This window comes from Betaproteobacteria bacterium (assembly GCA_016709965.1).
Taxonomy (GTDB): Bacteria; Pseudomonadota; Gammaproteobacteria; order Burkholderiales; family Rhodocyclaceae; genus Azonexus; species Azonexus amarohabitans.
This window is the reverse complement of the sequence record JADJLT010000001.1, coordinates 2272406-2292328: the sequence shown is the minus strand read 5'-3', so window position 1 is coordinate 2292328 and position 19923 is coordinate 2272406. Positions and strand designations below refer to the sequence as shown.

Annotated in this window: 18 protein-coding genes; 7 read left to right on the top strand and 11 right to left on the bottom strand. The window is 59.4% G+C overall.

Translation table 11 applies throughout. The features are described 5' to 3' along the window. Positions 1 to 25 precede the first annotated feature (25 nt). From IPJ12_11215 to IPJ12_11195, 5 genes are all read right to left on the bottom strand, one after another. On the bottom strand, positions 26 to 730 hold the full coding sequence (locus IPJ12_11215) for an ABC transporter ATP-binding protein (protein ID MBK7647713.1): 705 nt from the start codon (positions 728 to 730) through the stop codon (positions 26 to 28). Then, a complete protein-coding gene (locus IPJ12_11210) occupies positions 723 to 1484 on the bottom strand; it encodes an ABC transporter ATP-binding protein (GenBank protein MBK7647712.1) in 762 nt (253 codons plus the stop codon). The genes IPJ12_11215 and IPJ12_11210 overlap by 8 nt, the downstream gene beginning before the upstream one ends. Then, positions 1481 to 2542: an ABC transporter ATP-binding protein gene (locus tag IPJ12_11205; GenBank protein MBK7647711.1), complete on the bottom strand. Its 1062-nt coding sequence runs from the start codon at positions 2540 to 2542 to the stop codon at positions 1481 to 1483. Before IPJ12_11205 ends, IPJ12_11210 begins: the two co-directional genes overlap by 4 nt. Further along, complete coding sequence (locus IPJ12_11200; protein MBK7647710.1) at positions 2539 to 3462, bottom strand: branched-chain amino acid ABC transporter permease; 924 nt, start codon at positions 3460 to 3462, stop codon at positions 2539 to 2541. Before IPJ12_11200 ends, IPJ12_11205 begins: the two co-directional genes overlap by 4 nt. Positions 3463 to 3533: 71 nt before the next feature. Next, a complete protein-coding gene (locus IPJ12_11195; GenBank protein ID MBK7647709.1) occupies positions 3534 to 4940 on the bottom strand; it encodes a branched-chain amino acid ABC transporter substrate-binding protein in 1407 nt (468 codons plus the stop codon). 116 nt (positions 4941 to 5056) lie between these two features. Here IPJ12_11195 and IPJ12_11190 point away from each other — a divergent pair, with 116 nt between their 5' ends. The 4 genes from IPJ12_11190 (at position 5057) to IPJ12_11175 (ending at position 12883) form a co-directional block, all read left to right on the top strand. After that, positions 5057 to 6358, top strand: coding sequence for a GNAT family N-acetyltransferase (locus IPJ12_11190; GenBank protein ID MBK7647708.1), 1302 nt, complete (start codon positions 5057 to 5059; stop codon positions 6356 to 6358). Between the two features lie 196 nt (positions 6359 to 6554). Next, positions 6555 to 10025 (top strand): indolepyruvate ferredoxin oxidoreductase family protein, encoded by a 3471-nt coding sequence (locus tag IPJ12_11185; protein ID MBK7647707.1) that lies wholly within the window; start codon positions 6555 to 6557, stop codon positions 10023 to 10025. Positions 10026 to 10034: 9 nt separating this feature from the next. Next, on the top strand, positions 10035 to 10784 hold the full coding sequence (locus IPJ12_11180; GenBank protein MBK7647706.1) for a class I SAM-dependent methyltransferase: 750 nt from the start codon (positions 10035 to 10037) through the stop codon (positions 10782 to 10784). A gap of 5 nt (positions 10785 to 10789) precedes the next feature. After that, positions 10790 to 12883 carry a hypothetical protein gene (locus IPJ12_11175; protein MBK7647705.1) on the top strand — a complete coding sequence of 698 codons (2094 nt, stop codon included), beginning with the start codon at positions 10790 to 10792 and terminating at the stop codon, positions 12881 to 12883. Here IPJ12_11175 and IPJ12_11170 read toward each other — a convergent pair. Further along, on the bottom strand, positions 12853 to 13515 hold the full coding sequence (locus IPJ12_11170) for a response regulator transcription factor (GenBank protein MBK7647704.1): 663 nt from the start codon (positions 13513 to 13515) through the stop codon (positions 12853 to 12855). The two genes, IPJ12_11175 and IPJ12_11170, sit on opposite strands and share 31 nt — an antisense overlap. Before the next feature lie 91 nt (positions 13516 to 13606). Here IPJ12_11170 and IPJ12_11165 point away from each other — a divergent pair, with 91 nt between their 5' ends. Next, entirely contained in the window at positions 13607 to 14098 is a 492-nt protein-coding gene (locus IPJ12_11165) for a hypothetical protein (protein ID MBK7647703.1), read from the top strand. An 11-nt stretch (positions 14099 to 14109) separates the two neighbouring features. Here IPJ12_11165 and IPJ12_11160 read toward each other — a convergent pair whose 3' ends face one another. Then, positions 14110 to 15009 (bottom strand): AEC family transporter, encoded by a 900-nt coding sequence (locus tag IPJ12_11160; protein MBK7647702.1) that lies wholly within the window; start codon positions 15007 to 15009, stop codon positions 14110 to 14112. 133 nt (positions 15010 to 15142) lie between these two features. Here IPJ12_11160 and IPJ12_11155 point away from each other — a divergent pair, with 133 nt between their 5' ends. Continuing rightward, positions 15143 to 15583, top strand: coding sequence for an NfeD family protein (locus IPJ12_11155; GenBank protein MBK7647701.1), 441 nt, complete (start codon positions 15143 to 15145; stop codon positions 15581 to 15583). A gap of 19 nt (positions 15584 to 15602) precedes the next feature. Next, positions 15603 to 16457 carry an SPFH/Band 7/PHB domain protein gene (locus IPJ12_11150; GenBank protein ID MBK7647700.1) on the top strand — a complete coding sequence of 285 codons (855 nt, stop codon included), beginning with the start codon at positions 15603 to 15605 and terminating at the stop codon, positions 16455 to 16457. Here the strand turns inward: IPJ12_11150 and IPJ12_11145 are convergent. From IPJ12_11145 to IPJ12_11130, 4 genes are all read right to left on the bottom strand, one after another. Continuing rightward, a complete protein-coding gene (locus IPJ12_11145; GenBank protein ID MBK7647699.1) occupies positions 16454 to 17026 on the bottom strand; it encodes a hypothetical protein in 573 nt (190 codons plus the stop codon). The genes IPJ12_11150 and IPJ12_11145 overlap by 4 nt on opposite strands. Positions 17027 to 17154: 128 nt before the next feature. Continuing rightward, positions 17155 to 17655, bottom strand: a complete 501-nt coding sequence (locus tag IPJ12_11140) for a hypothetical protein (GenBank protein MBK7647698.1) — start codon at positions 17653 to 17655, stop codon at positions 17155 to 17157. A 14-nt stretch (positions 17656 to 17669) separates the two neighbouring features. Continuing rightward, complete coding sequence (locus IPJ12_11135; GenBank protein MBK7647697.1) at positions 17670 to 18899, bottom strand: AMP-binding protein; 1230 nt, start codon at positions 18897 to 18899, stop codon at positions 17670 to 17672. A 177-nt stretch (positions 18900 to 19076) separates the two neighbouring features. Continuing rightward, positions 19077 to 19907 carry an ABC transporter ATP-binding protein gene (locus IPJ12_11130; GenBank protein ID MBK7647696.1) on the bottom strand — a complete coding sequence of 277 codons (831 nt, stop codon included), beginning with the start codon at positions 19905 to 19907 and terminating at the stop codon, positions 19077 to 19079. Positions 19908 to 19923: the final 16 nt, after the last annotated feature.

Sequence of the window (19923 nt, the reverse complement as noted above, 5' to 3'; positions counted from 1 at the left end):
GGATGCATGCCTCGGCCCGGACAACTCACTCGCCCAGATAGGCGGCTCGCACCTTCGGATCGCCCAAAAGGCTGACTGAGTCTCCATTCAGCGTGATTTCGCCACTTTCCAAGACATAACCCCGCTGACTGCATTGCAGCGCAAGTTTGGCGTTCTGCTCGATGAGCAGGATGGTCATGCCATCGGCCGCCACGGCACGGACGACCTCGAAAATCTTCTGGACCATGATCGGCGCCAGCCCCATCGACGGTTCATCGAGCAGCAGCATCTTCGGGCGGCTCATCAGGGCACGACCGATGGCCAGCATTTGCTGTTCGCCACCAGAAAGCGTGCCGGCCAGCTGGCTTCCACGCTCTTTCAGGCGGGGAAAATAACCAAATACCATTTTCAGGTCTTTTTCCGTGTTGACCGTGGAATCGTGGATGTAGGCGCCCATGTGCAGGTTTTCCAGCACCGTCAGGCGGGGAAAAACGCCGCGCCCTTCCGGAACCAGCGCAATACCCTTGCGGATGACGTCATGCGGCGCGATACGGCTGATTTTCTCACCGCAGAAATGTACGTCGCCGCCCACTGCATCGATCACCCGCGAAATCGCTTTCAGCGTGCTGCTTTTGCCAGCCCCGTTAGCGCCGATCAGCGCGACGGTTTCGCCTTCGTTAACGTGGAAGGTGATGCTGCGCACCGCCTGGATGCCGCCGTAGGCGACGTGGAGTCCGGTAACTTCAAGCACCCAGGTAAGCCTCAATAACACGTTGATCTTTTTGCACGATGGCCGGCACATCCTCGATAACCAGCGCGCCATAGTCGAGCACGGCCACGCGGTCGCACAGACCCATGACCAGCTTGACGTCATGTTCAATCAGCAAAACAGTGGTGCCGTCGCGGCGAATACCATCGACCAGATCGCGCAATTCAGCCGTTTCGGTGGCATTCATGCCGGCCGCGGGTTCATCCAGGCAGAGCAGCTTCGGCTCGGTAGCCAGGGCGCGGGCGATTTCCAGGCGACGCTGGTCACCGTAAGACAAATTCTTGGCCAGATCCTCGGCGCGTTCTTCGATGCGGACATAGTGCAGCAGGTCGAGTGCCTTCTGGCGGATCGCGGCCTCTTCGGTCTTGGTCGTCGCATTCTGGAAAATTGCCCCGAGCACACCGGCCCGGGTCCGCACATGGCGGCCGACCATCACGTTTTCCAAGGCCGTCATGTTGCCGAACAGGCGGATGTTCTGAAAGGTGCGAGCGATGCCGCGCTCCGCCGCCTGATGCGGCGCATCGGCGATCAGCGGCGCGCCGTCGAAAACAAAGCCGCCACCGTCAGGTACGTAAAGCCCGGTCATGCAATTGAAGAAGGTCGTCTTGCCAGCACCGTTCGGGCCGATCAGCCCGTAAATTTCGCCTTGACGAATACTCAGCGACACGTCGCGCAGTGCCTTGACGCCGCCAAAATGCTTGGCCACCGCGTTGGCTTCAAGCAAGACGCCGCTCATGATTTGGCCTCCTGCAACTCACGCTTGCGTTCCGGCGAAGGCCACAAACCGGCCGGCTTGAAACGCATGACGAGCACCAGTGCCAGGCCGAAGACGAGCATGCGCAGGCTTTCCGGATCGAGCAGCATCTTGCCGAAAACCGCCATCTGGAGTGGCCCGATACTGTAGCGCAACACTTCCGGCAAAATTGACAAGAGCACGGCACCGAGAATGACGCCAGGAATGTGCCCCATGCCACCGAGCACCACCATGGCCAGGATCATGATCGATTCGATTAACGAGAAGCTTTCCGGCGACACAAAACCCTGCATGGCGGCAAAAATACCGCCGGCAATCCCGCCGAAGCTGGCGCCCATGGCGAAAGCCAGCAGCTTGAGGTTGCGGGTATTGATGCCGATCGCCTTGGCGGCGATTTCATCTTCACGAATCGCCTGCCAGGCACGACCGATGCGCGAATTCTGTAGCCGCAGATTGATGATGATGACCAGTATGGCCAACGCAACGAGCAGGTAGTAATACTTCTGAGGCCCGCTCAGCGCAAAGCCGAAAACCTGCGTCGTACCGGAAAATTTGAAACTGCCAAATGCCACCGGATCAATCAGCGTGATGCCCTGAGGCCCGTTGGTCAAATTGAATGGGGCATTCAGGTTGTTCAGGAAAATACGGACGATTTCTCCGAAACCGAGCGTGACAATCGCTAGATAGTCGCCACGCAACTTCAAGGTCGGCGAACCGAGCACGACGCCGGCCAGACAAGCCAGCGTTCCGCCGATGGGCAGAATCACCCAGATCGGCAAATGCAGCCCGAAATGCGGACTGGCCAGCAAAGCCCAAGTGTAGGCACCAACAGCGTAGAAGGCGATATAACCAAGGTCAAGCAGGCCGGCAAAACCAACGACGATGTTCAGGCCCAGCGCCAGAAAAACGTAAAGGATCGCGAAATCAAGGATACGCACCCAGGCCTGCCCGCCCAGTGCAGCTACGAAGGGCAGCGCAATCAATGCAGCAGCGATCAGGGCGACTCCCGCGGTCGACCGAAAAAATGGGCTGTTTTTCATGCCCGATCCCCCGTCTTTTCACCAAACAGACCTGAAGGTTTGAACATCAGCACCACGATCAGCACCACGAAGGCAAAAATATCCTGATAGTGGCTGCCGAGAAAACCGCCTGTCAGCTGTCCGATGTAGCCCGCCCCCAGCGCCTCGATGATACCGAGCAAAATACCACCCAACATCGCACCGGCCAGATTGCCGATACCGCCCAGCACGGCCGCCGTAAAAGCCTTGAGACCGAGCATGAAACCCATCTGGTAATGGGCAATTTCGTAATAACCACCAACCATGACACCGGCCAGCGCCCCGAGTGCCGAACCGATGACGAAGGCAGCAGCAATGACGCGATTGATATTGACGCCCATCAGGCTGGCGACGGCCGGATTCTGTGCCGTGGCGCGCATCGCCATGCCCAGCTTGGTGCGATAGACCAGCAACAGCAAACCACCCATCGTCAGCGCCGAAACGAGCACGATGATGACCTGAATGGCCGTGAAATTGGCGCCGGCAAATTCGAAATTGATTTTGGGCAGAAACGAGGGAAAGGTCAGGTAATTCCGTCCCCAGACCATCATCGCCAGATTCTGCAGCACGATGGACATGCCGATCGCCGTGATCAGCGGCGTCAGGCGCGGTGCATTGCGCAGCGGGCGATAGGCAATGCGCTCCAGCCCCCAGCCCAGCGCCATGCAGACCAGCACCGAAGCACTCAGCCCGGCCATGCCGGCCAGCGCCACCGGCATGCCAGCCGCGATCAATGAACCGGCGACGGTGATTGTCACCAGTGTGCCGATCATCACCACCTCGCCATGGGCAAAGTTGATCAACCCCATGATGCCGTAAACCATCGTGTAGCCCAGCGCGACCAGCGCGTAGATGCTGCCCTGCACGAGTCCGTTGATGATCTGCTGAAGGAAGATATCCATTTAGTCTTTTTCTGGTCCGGCATGTGGAAACGGCACCTTGCGGTGCCGTTTCGATTCAGCGCATCAACAAATTACTGCTTTTCAGCTGCAGCTTTGGTGGCTTCAGCAGCATTCTTGACAGCCTCGGTACCCGCCTTCACGGCATCCTTGCTGGCTTCTGCGGCAGCCTTGGCAACATCCTTGGCGCCACCCACGGCTTCCTTGCCGACCGCCACAGCCGCGCCAGCGACTGCCTTGGCCGCATCCTTCACATCAGAAACGGCTTCCTTGACATCCGACTTGACGGAATCAGCCGGGCTGCCACCCAGGGTCTCGACGTATTCCAGCTTGCCCCCCTTGTACTGGTAAATCGAAATGGCGCCCCCCTTCAGGTCACCGACCGAATCAAATTCGATCATCGCCGTCACGCCGTCGTATTTGGTCTTGCCAATGGCCGGCAGGAACTTGGCGGGCTCAACCGAGTCAGCACGCTTCATCGAATCGGCCATGACCATCACTGCATCATAAACGTAGGGCGCATAAAGCTGAATATCAGCACCGAACTTCTTGGTAAACTTTTCGCGGAAGGCCGGCCCCTTGGCCAGCTTATCCAGCGGCATGCCCGGCAGCGAGCAGAACTGGCCTTCCGTTGCTGCGCCGCCCAGCTTCATGAACTCCGGCGTGCAGACACCATCGCCACCGAGGAATTTGGCCTTGATACCCAACTCCTTCATCTGCTTGGCCATCGGTCCACCCTGGGCATCCATGCCGCCAAAGAAAACCAACTCGGCCTTGGTCGACTTGATTTTGGTCAGGATGGCCTTGAAGTCAGTCGCCTTGTCGGTGGTGTACTCCGTTGCCACCACCTTGATACCGGCGGCTTCGGCCGCCTTCCTGAACTCGTCGGCCAGACCCTGGCCGTAGGCTGTGCGGTCGTCAACGATGGCCACCGTCTTGACGCCCTGCTTGACGGCGAATTCGCCCAGACTCTTGCCCTGCTGGACATCGTTGGCCATCACACGGAAAGCCGTGGCGAAGCCCTGCTGGGTGTACTTCGGATTGGTCGCCGATCCGGAAATCTGCGGGATGCCTGCGTCAGCATAGAGCTTGGAAGCCGGAATGGTGGTACCCGAATTCAGGTGGCCGATCACCCCGTTAACCTTGGCGTCGACCAGCTTCTGGGCCACGATGGCACCCTGCTTCGGATCGGCTGCGTCATCTTCAGCCAGCAACTCGAACTTGACCTTGGCGCCACCAATTTCCATTCCTTCGGCGTTCAGCTCTTCGATGGCGAGCACAGCACCGTTTTCATTATCCTTGCCCAGATGTGCCTGGGGCCCCGTCATCGGCGCAACGTGCCCAAGCTTGACGATAACTTCTGGTTTAGCGGCGGGTGCTGCCGGGGCAGCGACCGGCTTTGGCTCCTCTTTCTGTCCACAGGCAGAGAGGGCAAAAGCCGTTGCAACGGAAAGGGCAATGATGGAAATCTTGGCGCGCATCAATATTTCTCCTGATTTCTAGGGTAAAAGTCACCCCCTGATTGTCCGGAGGCACCGAATACATGTCAATCATAAGGTGCTATGATCAAAATAGTCATTCCTTATGGGTAAAGTTGATGCCGGCCCTCGCCCGTTTACGGTTCTACCTGAATCAGACCGCCCGCAAACTGTTCTCCCTGCTCCCGCAGAAGAGCCGACACAACGTTTATCGTTCCTTTGTCGACTGCGATTCCTCGCCCAACAAGCGACTGGTTCTCAAGATTGCTGAAACCAAGGAAGAACTGGAAGCCTGCTTCAAGTTATTGCATGACGCCTATGTCAGCAGCGGATTCATGACGCCAGACCCATCCGGCATGCGCGTCACAATCTATCACGCCCTGCCGACCACCACGACGCTGTGCGCCAAATTCGATGATCAGGTCGTCGGCACGCTGTCGCTGATCCGCGAGAGCGCCATCGGCTTTCCGCTGCAGCGCATTTTCGATTTGACTGGCGTCCGCGAGAAGGAAGGCAATATTGCCGAAGTTTCAGCGCTTGCCGTCCATCCCAGATATCGCCGCACCGGGGGCACCATCCTTTTCCCGTTGATGAAGTTCATGTACGAATACTGCACGACCTTCTTCGATACCCGTCACCTGGTCATCGCCGTCAACCCGCGCCATATCGAGATGTACGAGTCGCTGCTATTTTTCAAGCGGCTGACCGCCAACGTCGTCGAGAACTACGATTTCGTGAACGGGGCTCCGGCAGTGGGTGCCACGCTGGACCTGAAACATGCGCCGGAAACCATGCGCAAGGCCTATTCTGGCAAGTCACTAAACCGCAACCTGCACCATTACTTTATCGAATCCAAACTACCCAACATCCAGATTCCACACCGCCGCTTCTTTACCACCAATGACCCGGTGCTCACCCCTGATTTGATCGACTATTTCTTCAACAAGAAAACGACGGTCTTTGCCGAACTGAGCGACCGTAAAAAGGCACTGCTCCACCTGATTTACGATCTACCCGATTACCAGAAGGTGCTTCCGTCGCTGCCCGATCAGGGCGTGGCCCGCCAAATGCGCCAGCACCGCCGTTTTTCAGTCAAATGTCCGGCTAAGCTGGTTAACGGCAAAAGTATTCTCAACAAACCGATTTCCATCGAAGTTAACGAAGTATCACGTTATGGTTTCCGCGCCCGCGTTGCCGAGCCGATCCCGCCCGAAGTCTGGCTGAACGCCACCGTACAGCTCGGCCTGCACGAAATTTCCCGGCTGACCGTTCAGGCGGTCCAGGAAACGGACCTTGATGACCAGCACTACTGCGGCTTCCGCATTGGCGAGCCGGATCTCGTATGGCGAAAGTTCGTGTCTGCACTTTATGAAGGACACACCCACGGCGACCTTGACCAGGCGACCCAGTTTCTGGCCTAGGCCGGCGAACCACTCACGACCCATCCAGTCCCGCCCGCCGGGGCTAATTTTTTATCAAAAATTCCCGCTGGGTTAACCCAGACTTTCCGGAACGATCGGTTTCGGCCAAACTCAAACCTCCAAAGCCTCCATCGCCTTCACCCTTGGCGATAGAAGGATTGATCACGCTCACAAGGCGTTACAACGGAGACCATCGATGAGCAATCTCGCTCTGCCAGTTGACCTTGCTGCCACGCTGGACGACAAATACACCCGCAGCGCCGGGCGCGTCTTCCTGAGCGGCACCCAAGCCCTGATCCGCCTCCCCATGCTGCAACGCGAACGCGACCTTGCGGCAGGCCTCAATACCGCCGGTTTCATTTCCGGTTACCGTGGCAGCCCGCTCGGCAATCTCGATCTCGGCCTGTGGAAAGCGAAGGCGCATCTCGCCGAACACCACGTTACCTTCCAGCCCGGCATCAATGAAGATCTGGCGGCGACTGCCGTCTGGGGCAGCCAGCAGGTCAATCTGTTTCCCGGCACCAAGTACGATGGCGTGTTCGGCATGTGGTACGGCAAGGGGCCGGGGGTCGACCGTTGCGGTGATGTATTCCGCCACGCCAACGCGGCCGGCACCTCGAAGTTCGGTGGCGTGCTGGTCATCGCCGGTGACGACCATGCCGCCAAATCATCGACCCTGCCGCATCAGACCGAGCACTTCTTCAAGGCGGTGATGATGCCGGTACTCTACCCGGCCAACGTGCAGGAATACCTCGATTTCGGCCTGCATGGCTGGGCAATGAGCCGCTACTCCGGCTGCTGGGTCGCCTTCAAGGCGCTGGCCGACACGGTCGAGACCTCCGCTTCCGTTAATATCGATCCTGCTGCGGTCAACCCGATTTTTCCGCCAAATTTCGAATTGCCGCCTGACGGTCTGAACATCCGCTGGCCCGACCCGCCGCTGGTTCAGGAAGCCCGCCTGCTCAACCACAAGCTCTACGCCGCGCTGGCCTATTGCCGCGCCAACGGATTGAACCGCATCATCATCGACTCACCCACGCCCAGGCTTGGCATCCTGACGGCTGGCAAGAGCTATCTGGATGTCCGCCAGGCACTCGACGAACTCGGCATCGACGACACGCTGGCTGCCGAGATCGGCATCCGCCTGTACAAGATTGGCATGGTCTGGCCGCTGGAGCCGGAAGGCGTGCGCCAGTTCGCCGAAGGGCTGGATGAAATCCTCGTCGTCGAGGAAAAGCGACAGCTGCTCGAATACCAGCTCAAGGAAGAACTCTACAACTGGCGCGAAGATGTCCGCCCACGGATCATCGGCAAGTTCGACGAAATCGGTGAGTGGAGCGCCGGCAACTGGCTGCTGCCGGCCACCGGCGAATTGCCCGTAGCGACCATCGCTCGCGTCATTGCCGAGCGTATCGGCCGCTTCTTCACGTCGCCGACCATTGCCGCGCGGCTGAAGCTGATCGCGGACAAACAGCGCGCTGCCCAGACGCCGATCATACTGGCCGAGCGCAAGCCCTACTTCTGCTCGGGTTGCCCGCACAACACCTCAACCAAAGTACCCGAAGGCTCACGCGCAGTCGCCGGCATCGGCTGCCACTACATGGTGACGTGGATGGATCGGCAAACCTCGACCTTCACCCACATGGGTGGCGAAGGCGTGCCCTGGGTCGGCCAGGCACCCTTCACTGAAGAAAAGCACATCTTTGCCAACCTCGGCGATGGCACCTATTTCCACTCCGGCCTGCTGGCAATTCGCCAAGCCATTGCAGCAAGGGTGCCGATCACCTACAAGATTCTCTACAACGATGCGGTCGCCATGACCGGCGGCCAGCCAGTCGACGGCATCCTCAGCGTCGCTCGCATGACCCGCCAGCTGGAAGCCGAGGGGATCGACAAGATAGTCATTGTGGCCGCTGACCCCGCGAAATATTCGGAGATAGTCGATCTTGCCCGACCAGGTGGACATTCGGTCCCGGTTCGCCACCGCGACGAACTCGACACAGTGCAACGCGAACTGCGTGACTGTCCCGGCGTCTCCGTCCTCATCTATGACCAAGTCTGCGCCACCGAAGCCCGGCGCCGCCGCAAACGCGGCAAGATGCCCGCCGTGACGAAACGCGTCTTCATCAACGAAGCGGTTTGCGAAGGCTGCGGCGACTGCTCGGTACAATCCAATTGCCTCTCCATCGTGCCGGTCGAAACGGCGTTCGGCACCAAGCGACAGATTGACCAGTCCTCCTGCAATCAGGACTTCTCCTGCCTGAAAGGTTTCTGTCCGAGCTTTGTCACCATCGACGGTAACCAACTCAAGAAGAAAAATGTCGCAGATCAACGCGCCGCGGCCGACGATGAAAGCTGGCCGATTTTGCCCACGCCACCACTGCCGGCCACGACCCAACCGTACAACCTGCTGATCACCGGCGTCGGCGGCATGGGGGTCATCACCCTCGGCGCCCTGATCGGCATGGCCGCCCATCTCGACGGCAAAGGCATCTCCACGCTCGACATGACCGGGCTGGCGCAGAAATACGGTGCGGTCTTTTCACACCTGCGCATCGCCGACCGACCGGAAGACATCCACGCCGCCCGCATTGCTACCGGCGAAGCACATGCCGTCCTTGGCGGCGACCTGGTGGTCAGCGCCGGCAGCGAAGCGCTATCCAAGATGCTCGAAGGACATACCCGCGCCATCGTCAGTTGCACCGAAACCCCCACCGCCGATTTCACGCACGACCGCGATTGGCATTTCCCGCTATCCGGCCTCCGGCAACAATTAAGCGAGACCCTCGGCGCCGACGGGGTCCGGTTCATCGACGCCCAGCACCTCGCCAGCCGCCTGATGGGCGATGCGCTCTACGGCAACATGCTGCTCCTCGGTTACGCCTGGCAGTGCGGGCTGGTACCGGTCTCCGCCCGCGCGCTGGAACAGGCCATCATGCTCAACGGCGCCGCGGTCGAGGCCAATCGAATGGCTTTCCTGTGGGGGCGCCGCGCTGCGGTCAACCCGGAAAAAGTGGCGAAAATCGCAGGTCCGCTGACTGGCGAAACGTTGCCGGAGGCATCCATCCATGAACTGATCGCCAGCCGTGTCGCTCACCTTACCGCCTACCAGAATGCCCGCCTCGCCAACCACTACCTGCATCGGGTCAACGGCATTATCGCCATCGGCCACGCCCCCCTGAGCCGTGCCGTGGCCACCCAGTACGCCAGACTGCTCGCCCCCAAGGACGAGTACGAGGTGGCGCGCCTCTTCGCCGAGGGCGATTTCCTGCGCCAGCTTGGCGAAAAATTCGAAGGCCAGCTACGTCCGGCATTCCATTTTGCCCCACCGCTTTTTGCCCGGCCGGGGCCGGACGGGCGGCCGAAGAAAATCACCTTCGGTCCATGGCTGCTGCCGGTGCTGAAGATCATCGCGAAAGCCCGTGGCATTCGCGGCCGCTGGTTCGACCCTTTCCGTTTTGGCCCGGAAAAAGCGGTTGACCGTAGCATGCTGACCAACTACGAAGCCGACCTAGATCTGATCATTCAGCGCGGCGTCAGCACGGACGATGCACTCATGCTGGCCAATTGGCCCGACCAGGTACGAGGTTTCGGTCCGATCCGCACCCAAGCGGCAGGACATGGCGCGGCACAGAGAGAAAAGGCGAGATCGGGCTTGATGGCATAAAATTGCCGGATGTCCTCCACACCGAAACGACAGTTCGCCCTGCAAGGGGCTGCGGTCATCCTTGTCCTCTCCATTGCCTGGCCGTATTTCGGCTGGAAAGCCGAAGCCATGCCCTGGCAGGCGACCAGCCTGGCGATCGGCGGCGTCGCGCTGCTTTTCGCCACACTCTCGCGGCAACCGTGGTGGTGGCGCGTCATCCATGCCGGCTTCATGCCGCTGGTCTGGTTCACCCATACGCTCGCCATTGATCCCGGCTGGTTCCTGCTCGCCGCCATCCTGCTGCTGCTGGTCTATCGCGGGGCGCTGTCCGGGCAGGTGCCACTGTATTTATCCAACAAGCAAACCGTCGCTGCGCTGGCTGAACTGCTGAATGAACGCGGTGCAGTTCGCTTCCTCGATCTCGGCGCCGGCGTCGGCAGCACCACGGTGCCCCTCGCCGACGCGCTTCCCGAAAGTCACTTTACGGGTTACGAAAACGCGCCACTGACCTGGCTGATCGGCCTCGTTCTCAGCATCGGCCGAACCAACATTCGCTGGCGCTGGGACGATCTCTGGCAAGCGAAACTTGGCGACTACGACGTGGTTTACGCCTTTCTCTCCCCCACCCCGATGCCCCGACTCTGGGAAAAAGTGAAAGCCGACATGAAACCGGGCAGCCTGTTCATCAGCAACAGCTTCCCTGCTCCCGGTGTCGCGCCAGATCGAATCATCGACGTCGATTGCACGCCATCCCGTCCGCTCTACTGTTACCAGCTATAGCCCGCATGCGGACCAGAAGACCCGAAACACTCGCCTTTTTGGTCGCGCTCGCCGGTACGCTGACCATCGCAGCCGTTTTTCTGGCCGATCTGGTGCTCGCCCGCCATCGAGACATCGAGTCGGGTGAACGTCGCCTGCAGCACTTCAGCATCATGATGGCCGAACATACGGCGCGCACGTTCGAGGCCGTCGACGTCCTGTTGCGCGAGACGGCCACCGACCTTTCAACCGGCCGCCATGACTGGGAGACCTGGGACGCCAACAAGGGCTGGGAATACATCGCCCAACGCCACTCGCGCGCCATGCCACAGCTTCGCGACCTGATCATTTTCGACCGGCTCGGCAACCAGCGCTTCATCTCGACGCAAACTCCTGCAGCCCACATCAATGTCAAGGATCGTCCGTATTTCATGGCACTGGAACAAGGTGCCGAGGCGTCGACCTATGGTCCCTATGTCGGCCGCAACTCGGGACGCTACACCTATGCGATTGCCCGCCGTCTGAACAGCGAGACCGGTAAATTTTCCGGTGCAGTTTTTTCGGCGATAGAGCCGTCTTATCTGCAGGATTTTTGCTGGCCGAACCGCCTTGCTGATGATTTTGAAACTGTTCTCATCAACACAAAGGGTGAAATCATCGCCTCCTGCCGGCCAACCGATCTGAGTCGGCAATCACCTATTCTCGGCGCCAAGGCGAGCACCGTACTGTTTAACGGAAGGCTCCGGAACTATATGCCGGCAAGTGGCGAGGACGCTGTCAAAGGCCTGCTGATTTCGGTGTCGCCGGTTCCCGGCTTTTCCGATCTGCGCATCCTCAGCGCCATCCCGGAGAAGTCCTTGCTCGCCGCCTGGAAAAACCGGCTTTTTGAACTAAGCGCACTCGGCCTGCTGGTCACCGCCGTCATGTTCGTTGGCGCCATGCTTTTCCGCCGCCAACTCCGCACAATGGCCAACATGACCGATGAACTGCAAGCGAGCCAGGAACATCTCGGAGAACGAGTTCGCGAAGCCACACAGGAAATTGCCGGGCAAAAGGATGCGGCCGAACGCGCCAATGCCGCAAAGAGTCGCTTTCTCGCTGCCGCCAGCCACGATTTGCGGCAGCCGCTGCATGCTTTGTCGCTGTTTTCTGCCGATCTGCAACGTCAGGTACGCGGTGGTTCCCCCCAGGGACTGCCCCGACTGGCCGATCAAATTTCCGCATCGACCACCATGCTCGGCGAACTGCTCGACTCAATCCTCGACATCTCCCGGCTGGATGTCTCGGGCATCAAGCCGGACATCAGACCATTTCAGCTACAGCCGCTGTTCGACCGGCTGACCAATTCGTTCAGGCGATCCGCGACGGACCGTCATATCACCTTGCGCTTTCGCGCCACGTCACTTTGGGTAAGCAGCGACGGACTCCTGCTGGAGCGGATGATTGCCAATCTGGTGTCCAATGCGCTGCGCTACACGCATCCCGGCGGCCGCGTGCTAGTGACCGCTCGTCGACGGGGCCCAGACGTCCTGATCGAAGTCCGTGACAACGGCATCGGCATTGCCAAGGCCGATCAGGCCGCCATCTTTGGAGAGTTCTTTCAGGTTGGCAATGCGGCACGTGAACACAACAAGGGATTGGGCCTGGGACTCTCCATCGTCGATCGCCTGGCGCGCGCGCTCAACGTTCAGGTTGGCCTTCGCTCCCGGCTGAGCGAGGGAACCACTTTCTCCCTTCGCCTCGCAGGCAGCCCGCCCGTTTCGCTGCCCCGCCCCCAGGAAGAGGCAACAAAGCCCGTCGGCAAGATTCATTGCATTGGACGCTCTGAAGACATGCAGGCATGCATCCGGCTGGTCGAGGGCTGGGGCTACACGGTCACCGTCACCGACAGCGCGAAAAAGGAAGCGCTGCCAAACGATGCACTGATCATCGCCGATGCGGCATTCGCCAGCGCCACCCGCCTGGCGCAAGCGCCGGAGGCGCCGCTGATCGTTCTGCTCGACGATGGCCCGCCAAATTTGCCCGCCGGCACCCACGCCCTGCCACGGCCGGTGCGCCCCGCCAAATTGCGGGCGCTACTGAATCAACTTCAGAAGACGCTTTCGAAATCGATGCCATAGCGCGAGACGGCAACCAGCGCCTGCGTCCGGCTATTCACGTCAAGCGCCTTGAAAACCGCCGTCGCATGAATTTTCACGGTCCCTTCGGATAGGCCCAGTTGGTCGGCGATATCCCGATTCGACATGCCACGCACCATGAGCGCCAGCACCTGGCCCTGACGATCGGTGAGTCCGACCTCGCTGGGACGAACACTGATCTTGGAGGGCGCTACAGGCGTCGTATCGTCCATCTGCGATGCCCGCTGGCCGCTCGGCCGGAAGATGTTGCCCGCCAGCACCTCGCGCACCGCTGACAAAAGTGCCTCACCGGAAAACGCCTTGGGAATGAAACCGGATGCACCGAGATTCAATACGCGCGTGATCGTTGGCGCGTCATCGAAGGCGGAAACCACGACGACCGGCATCGCCGGATGGCGACGACGCAAAATATCAACTCCGGCAAAACCATCGATGCCCGGCAATGCCAGATCGAGCAACACCAGATCGAATTCGCCTTCATTGTCGAGCAGATTCAGGGCGGCTTCGAAATCGGCGCTCTCATGGACCGTCACATCCTCTTCGACCTGGCCGAGCAGACGTACCAGTCCTTCCCGAACAAGTGCGTGATCTTCCACAACCAACAGTTTCAACATAACGGCCTCATCATTTCAACAGACTGCTAATTTATCATTTTGCATTAAGAAGTGGTTTAAGATGATGTGATCCAACGAGAGGGAGAATCACATGTCTGACGACCAAGTACACGATCCGCTCAATTTCATGCGCAACATGTGGGGCAACATGGGATTCACCCTCCCCGGCATGGTGACGCCGACGTTTGACGTCGAAGAACTCGACAAACGCATCAAGGACATGAAAGCCGTCGAAGGCTGGCTGCGCATGAACCTGTCGATGCTGCAGATGACCATTCAAGGCCTGGAAATGCAGCGCACCACCGTCGGTGCCGTGAAAGCCATGGGTCAGATGGCGTCGGACGCGGCCAAAACGATGTCGGCAACGCCTGAAGCAGAACCGGCTCCCGCCCCGACCCCCAACTTCTTCCAAAGTACGATCCACCCGGATAACAGCTCGACGCTGTCAGAAGCAGCGATGTGGCCCTGGCAGATGATGCAGCAAATGCGCGAACAGATGCAGCAGTCTGCCGACGCTGCAGCCCAGGCCGCCACCAGTGCCGAAACGGCTAGCAAGCCCAAATCGAGCGCTGCCAAGAAATAATCCGGGCTGGCTTACAGCCTGGCCAGCCACGCTGCCCACAGCGGCAGCGTGAGCATGGAGCCGAGTGTCGTCGCTGAAATTAGCCAGGCCACACTTTTGCCGTCGCCCCCCATGCGCATCGCCAGAATATAGGCGGATGAGGCGGTCGGCAGCGCTGCAAATAACACCACGATCTGATAGTTGAGGCCCGACAGGCCCAGCTGCGCACCCACCAACAACGCCACCACAGGCAAGGCCAGCAGTTTCACCAGCACCAGCCAGGCCGAAAAGACGCGTACCCCCGGTGTACTGTCCAGCCTGAGTGCAGCCCCCACCGTAATCAGGCCCAGCGCAATGGAAGCATCCGCCAGCCGTCCGAGAAATGCCTGCAAGGGTGCTGGCGGCACAAAGCCAGCCAGATTGAGCAGAAAGCCGGCGGCTGTACCCCAGATCAACGGATTGCGCGCCACCTCGCGCAACAAGCCAACCTCGCCATGCCGCGCCAGCATCCACACCGACACCAGATTGACCACCGGCACGGCAGCGCCGACAACCAGCCCCATGGTGGCAATTCCCGGGGAGCCAAACAGCATACCGGCCACCGCCAGTGCGATATACGAATTAAAACGGTAGGCGCACTGGAACATCGATGCAAAAGTCAGCGCCGGCAGGCGGGTGAACAGCTTTGGCACGATACCCAGCAGCATGCCGCCGGCCATTGCGGCAAACGCCGTGGCCAGCAATGGCAAGGCAGACCCGAGATCAAGCCGGGTCTTGACGATGGCGTTGATCAGCAGCGCCGGGAAAAGAATGAAGTAGACCAGCTTCTCGACGCCGGACCAGAAGTGGTCGCCCAGATGCATCCAACGCCGGATGGCAGTGCCCAGCAGGATAAGGGCAAAATCGGGGAGCAGAAGCAGCGCGGTATTCATCGGCGCATTCTAATTCGTGGCCAGGCCGCCGCGCCTCGACTACCACGGTCAACCGGAAAAAAAGCCGAAAAACAGAAACTGCCTTGACCCTGCCCCCCAAACCCGAAATACTCGACCCCGCAAGGAGAAAATTATGAATCCTGAATGGTGGCAGTGGATCGTCGGCGGCATTGTGCTGATCCTCGCCGAACTGGTCATTTCCTCGTTCTTCATTATCTGGTTTGGTCTCGGTGCGCTGCTCGTTGGACTGCTGGTGCTGGCCTTCGACATGTCGGCGACCGCCCAACTGGCCACATGGACACTGGCCTCGCTCGCCATGGTCGTACTGTGGTTCCGGGTTTTCAAACAGAGCTTTGTGAAGACGCGCATCGGCACGGCGGATGGCGAAGTCATCGGCGAAATTGGTCTGCTGGTCAACGCTGTGGCGCCATTTGAACGGGGCAAGGTCCGTTTCCAGCGGCCGGTGCTGGGTTCCGAAGAATGGAGCTGCGTGGCCGATACGGCAATTGCGGCGGGCGACCGGGTCAAGGTGGTCGCAGTAGAAGGCAGTTTTCTGAAAGTCAGCAAGACGTAGAGAGGTTGAAAAAATGGACATGAACGCAGGATTTATCGTCACCCTGGCCATTCTGGTCTTTGTGGTCGTCACCATCGCAAAGGGCGTGCGCATTGTGCCGCAGGGCGAGGAATGGATCGTCGAGCGCCTTGGCAAGTATCACGGCACGCTGAAGCCCGGCCTCAACATCGTCATCCCCTATCTGGACAAAGTGGCGTATCAGTTGGTGACCAAGGACATCATCCTCGACGTGCAGGAGCAGGAAGTGATCACCCGCGACAATGCTGTGATCCTGACCAATGCCATCGCCTTCATCAAGGTTACCGACCCGGTCAAGGCGGTCTATGGCATTACCGACTTCTCTGAAGCGATCCGCAACATGATCATGACCACGCTGCGCTCCATCGTCGGCGAAATGGAGCTGGACGAGGCGCTATCCTCGCGCGACAAGATCAAGGCCCGGCTGCGCGAAAGCATCGCCGATGAAGCGGTGGATTGGGGTCTGACGGTGAAATCCGTAGAAATTCAGGACATCAAGCCCTCACTGTCAATGCAGAAGGCCATGGAAATGCAGGCCGCCGCCGAGCGCGAGCGCAAGGCCGTGGTGATCCGGGCAGAAGGTGCCAAGCAGGCCGCCATTCTCGAAGCCGAGGCACGCCTTGAGTCGGCCAAGCGCGATGCCAACGCCCAGGTCATGCTGGCTGAAGCCTCAGCCGAGGCCATCCGCCGGATCGCCGCCGCCATCGGCGACCAGACCGGGCCAATGTCCTACATGCTTGGCGAAAAATATATCAAGGCGCTGGAACACATGGGCGAGAAGGACAACGCCAAGGTCATCGTACTGCCAGCCGATTTGCAGGAAGCCGTGCGCGGCCTGTTCGGTCGAAAACCCTAGGTGTTCTCGTACTGCTTGCGCAGCCGGTTCAAGCCCTGCTGGTAAGCTTGTGCATCCCCGTGATCGAAAAAATTCGGGTAGCGGTCATGCGCCGCTGCGAGGCGCCGGGCGTGCTTGATCGGACACCAGTATTGTTCGGTTCGTGCCGCCACTTCCCGCGTATAGGCGGCGACGCCATTGCCGTATGAACAGAAGAAGCAGTTGAACTTCTCGATGATGTTCAGGTAGGGCAGGTCTTCGCGATCGAACACAAGATAATCTGAGCGGCGAACCTTGGGAATCCGGTAGATCGGAAAACAGATTGCCTGATAAAACGTGACAAAAACATCCATCACCAAAAATGGAATCCAGCCAGCGTAAATAATCGGTGCTGTCAGTGCAACGAGTAGCCGGCTACACAACAGAAAGCGGAAAAGTCCGGTCTTGTAGCGACGTTGCTGGCGCTGGAATTCCTCGGCCAGTTCCAGTTTTTTCCGGCCCCATTCGTTGCGGGTCTGACGGTATTCATCTTCCAGCTCGTCTTCCAGCTCGCGGATTTTGGTCAGTATTTCATCGATATTCTTGTTCATGGCGTGATTTCCTGACCTCATTCTCCAAGCTGGCTTGATAATCATGCCCTAAGCGTGTGCCAACTTCATCCGCTGCATGTACTACCGTCCACGGCGGGGCCAGCAATTCAGCCCGCTTGCCCGGTGGCTCACAGGCCGCAAACTTCCAGCAAATCAGCTTCCAGCTCGATCTCCATGCCTTGCTGCAGAGGCTGATCAATGAAAGTACCGCGATAGAGACGGCCTGCGTTTTCGGCCTTTTTGGCGTGAGGCGTCTCCCAATCGACAACCCGGACGCGAACAATGCCAATCTGCTCGTCGCGCTCCGCCACATCCGTTGAGACGCAGGGATAAGCCCGTGCATGGCGGTTGAACTCGGCCCGGGTGTACTGATCCATGTTCTTGCCGGGCACCACCGGACAGTGGCCGAGATGCCGAGTCACCACCTCAGCGGAGAGGACCTCGCCTTTCAGGTAGAACACCGGCTCGGTAATGACCCAACCTGCCCCCCCCTCGTCGTAGCGTACGCACTGACCCACTTTCAGCATGCCCGGGTCTTTGAACAACAGCTGTGCCGAAGGGCGCAATACCGGCTCGGCGGCCTGCACCGAGATTGCCAACCACGCCATGGCAAGCACAAGGATTCGCATGAAAGACACCCGGATCAATAGATACGGCTATCTTCGATCACCTTCCCGTCGTTGGGCAAGCCTCCGGGAGCCGAAAAGGCCACTTCGCCACGCAGTTTCGTCACGTCACGCAAACTGCCAAGCAAGGATGAGTCTAGCGCTTCATGGCCGGGCTCGATTTCGCAATGGAGCACCATGCGATCCTGCCCGCTCATGTTGTCGACCACCAGGCGCATGCGCTGAATTTCAGGATGCCGGCTGGCGATTTCGGCGATCTGCTCGGGATGGACAAACATACCTTTGATCTTGGTCGTCTGATCAGCCCGGCCCATCCAGCCTTTCAAACGAATATTGCTGCGACCACAGGGCGAACGTCCGGTCAAAATTGCCGAAAGGTCGCCGGTGGCAAAACGAATCAGCGGGTAATCCGGGTTGAAAGTCGTCACCACGACCTCGCCGACTTCGCCGGGGGGAACCGGCTCCCCGGTGCCGGGGCGAACGATCTCGAGCAGCACCTCTTCCTCGACAATCATCCCTTGCTCCGCCTCGGTTTCGTAGGCAATGGCACCGATATCTGCCGTCGCATAACACTGGCGTACGGTGATGCCGCGCTCGTTGAGCCAGGCGCGGGTGGCACCGGGCAAGGCCTCGCCAGACACCAGGGCCTTCTTCAGTGACGAAATATCGGCCCCCAGCTCTTCTGCCTTTTCAACAATGATGCGCAGAAAGGACGGCGTGCCCACATAGCCTTCCGGCCGCAGGTCCACCATGGCCTGGACCTGCTGTTCGGTCTGCCCGGTACCGCCGGGGAATACCGAACAGCCGAGCTTGCGCGCCCCGCCCTCCATCATGAAAGCGCCGGGCGTGAAATGGTAGGCGTAACAATTGTGAATCAGGTCGCCATGCCGGAAACCGGCTGCATAAAGTGCACGCGCCAGCCGCCAATGGTCCATCTCGCCGCCCTGCAGCTCATAGATCGGGCCGGGCGATGCAAACACCCGCTTGGCCTTGCTGCGGGCCAGTGCGTTCAAGCCCCCGAAAGGCGGTGTCTTTTTCTGCAGGTCGATCAGATCGCGCTTGCGCGTCAACGGCAATTTGGCCAGCGCGCCGCGGCTGACACAGTCGAACGGATTGATGCCGGCCAACGACTGAAAATAGTAATGCGTCGTTTCCTTGGCATGCGCCACCTGGCGCGCCAGCTTGTCCATCAAATCTGCTTCACGCTCTTCCGGATCGCGGGTTTCGAGCGGGTCGTAATAGCTCATTTCATTTTTCTCCGTTTTTTCCGGTTGACCGTGGCATTTGGTTTTTCAGTCAAGCCAAAGCACCCACACAGCCCGAGGGTTGCAAAGTAGCGTTTCAGGGCAAGGCGGAGGCCGGCGCCGTTGGCTCCTGCCAACAAGCCGGCCGACAACGCCGCCATGGAACGCGCACTGCAACCGTCAGGAGAGCCAGCGTTTGCGGCGACGGTAGTGTTTGACGTCTTTGAAGGATTTGCGCCCGGCCGAGGAGAGTCCCAGATAAAACTCCTTAACATCCTCATTCGTCCGCAGATCTTCCGCATCCCCTTCCATCACCACCCGCCCGTTCTCCAGGATGTAGCCAAAATCCGCATATTTCAGCGCCACCATGGTGTTCTGCTCGGCCAGCAGGAAACTGACGTTCTCCCGGCTATTCAGGTCTTTCACGATCTCGAAAATTTCCTCGACGATCTGCGGCGCCAGGCCCATCGACGGCTCATCGAGCAGGATCATTTCCGGCTTGGCCATCAGCGCCCGACCAATGGCGCACATCTGCTGCTCACCGCCGGAGGTGTAGCCAGCCTGCGAGGTGCGCCGCGTTTTCAGCCGCGGGAAGTAGTGATAGACCTTTTCCAGGCTGTCCTTCAACTCGCCGCGCGAAATGCTGCGCGTGTAGGCGCCGGTCAGCAAATTTTCCTCAATGGTCAGGTGGCCAAAACAATGCCGCCCTTCCATGACCTGGATGACCCCGCGCTTGACCAGTTCGTTCGGCGTCAGCTGATCGATGCGGTTGCCCTTGTACTCGACGGAACCCTTGGTCACATCGCCGCGCTCGGCGTGCAGCAGGTTGGAAATCGCCTTCAGCGTCGTCGATTTGCCGGCGCCGTTGGCCCCCAGCAAAGCGACAATCTTGCCCTTCGGCACGTTCAGCGACACGCCTTTGAGCACCAGAATCACGTGGTCGTAGATGACCTCGATATTATTGATGCTCAGGTACTGATCCGGCGCTACGGCGGCAGTTTGTGTATTCATCATCGTTTCCGATTCA

Coding starts and splice junctions, on each gene's coding strand:
- IPJ12_11210 (MBK7647712.1), bottom strand. CDS start 1,484: ATGAGCGGCGTCTTGCTTGAAGCCAACGCGGTGGCCAAGCATTTTGGC.
- IPJ12_11205 (MBK7647711.1), bottom strand. CDS start 2,542: ATGAAAAACAGCCCATTTTTTCGGTCGACCGCGGGAGTCGCCCTGATC.
- IPJ12_11200 (MBK7647710.1), bottom strand. CDS start 3,462: ATGGATATCTTCCTTCAGCAGATCATCAACGGACTCGTGCAGGGCAGC.
- IPJ12_11195 (MBK7647709.1), bottom strand. CDS start 4,940: ATGCGCGCCAAGATTTCCATCATTGCCCTTTCCGTTGCAACGGCTTTT.
- IPJ12_11190 (MBK7647708.1), top strand. CDS start 5,057: ATGCCGGCCCTCGCCCGTTTACGGTTCTACCTGAATCAGACCGCCCGC.
- IPJ12_11185 (MBK7647707.1), top strand. CDS start 6,555: ATGAGCAATCTCGCTCTGCCAGTTGACCTTGCTGCCACGCTGGACGAC.
- IPJ12_11180 (MBK7647706.1), top strand. CDS start 10,035: ATGTCCTCCACACCGAAACGACAGTTCGCCCTGCAAGGGGCTGCGGTC.
- IPJ12_11175 (MBK7647705.1), top strand. CDS start 10,790: ATGCGGACCAGAAGACCCGAAACACTCGCCTTTTTGGTCGCGCTCGCC.
- IPJ12_11170 (MBK7647704.1), bottom strand. CDS start 13,515: ATGTTGAAACTGTTGGTTGTGGAAGATCACGCACTTGTTCGGGAAGGA.
- IPJ12_11165 (MBK7647703.1), top strand. CDS start 13,607: ATGTCTGACGACCAAGTACACGATCCGCTCAATTTCATGCGCAACATG.
- IPJ12_11160 (MBK7647702.1), bottom strand. CDS start 15,009: ATGAATACCGCGCTGCTTCTGCTCCCCGATTTTGCCCTTATCCTGCTG.
- IPJ12_11155 (MBK7647701.1), top strand. CDS start 15,143: ATGAATCCTGAATGGTGGCAGTGGATCGTCGGCGGCATTGTGCTGATC.
- IPJ12_11150 (MBK7647700.1), top strand. CDS start 15,603: ATGAACGCAGGATTTATCGTCACCCTGGCCATTCTGGTCTTTGTGGTC.
- IPJ12_11145 (MBK7647699.1), bottom strand. CDS start 17,026: ATGAACAAGAATATCGATGAAATACTGACCAAAATCCGCGAGCTGGAA.
- IPJ12_11140 (MBK7647698.1), bottom strand. CDS start 17,655: ATGCGAATCCTTGTGCTTGCCATGGCGTGGTTGGCAATCTCGGTGCAG.
- IPJ12_11135 (MBK7647697.1), bottom strand. CDS start 18,899: ATGAGCTATTACGACCCGCTCGAAACCCGCGATCCGGAAGAGCGTGAA.
- IPJ12_11130 (MBK7647696.1), bottom strand. CDS start 19,907: ATGAATACACAAACTGCCGCCGTAGCGCCGGATCAGTACCTGAGCATC.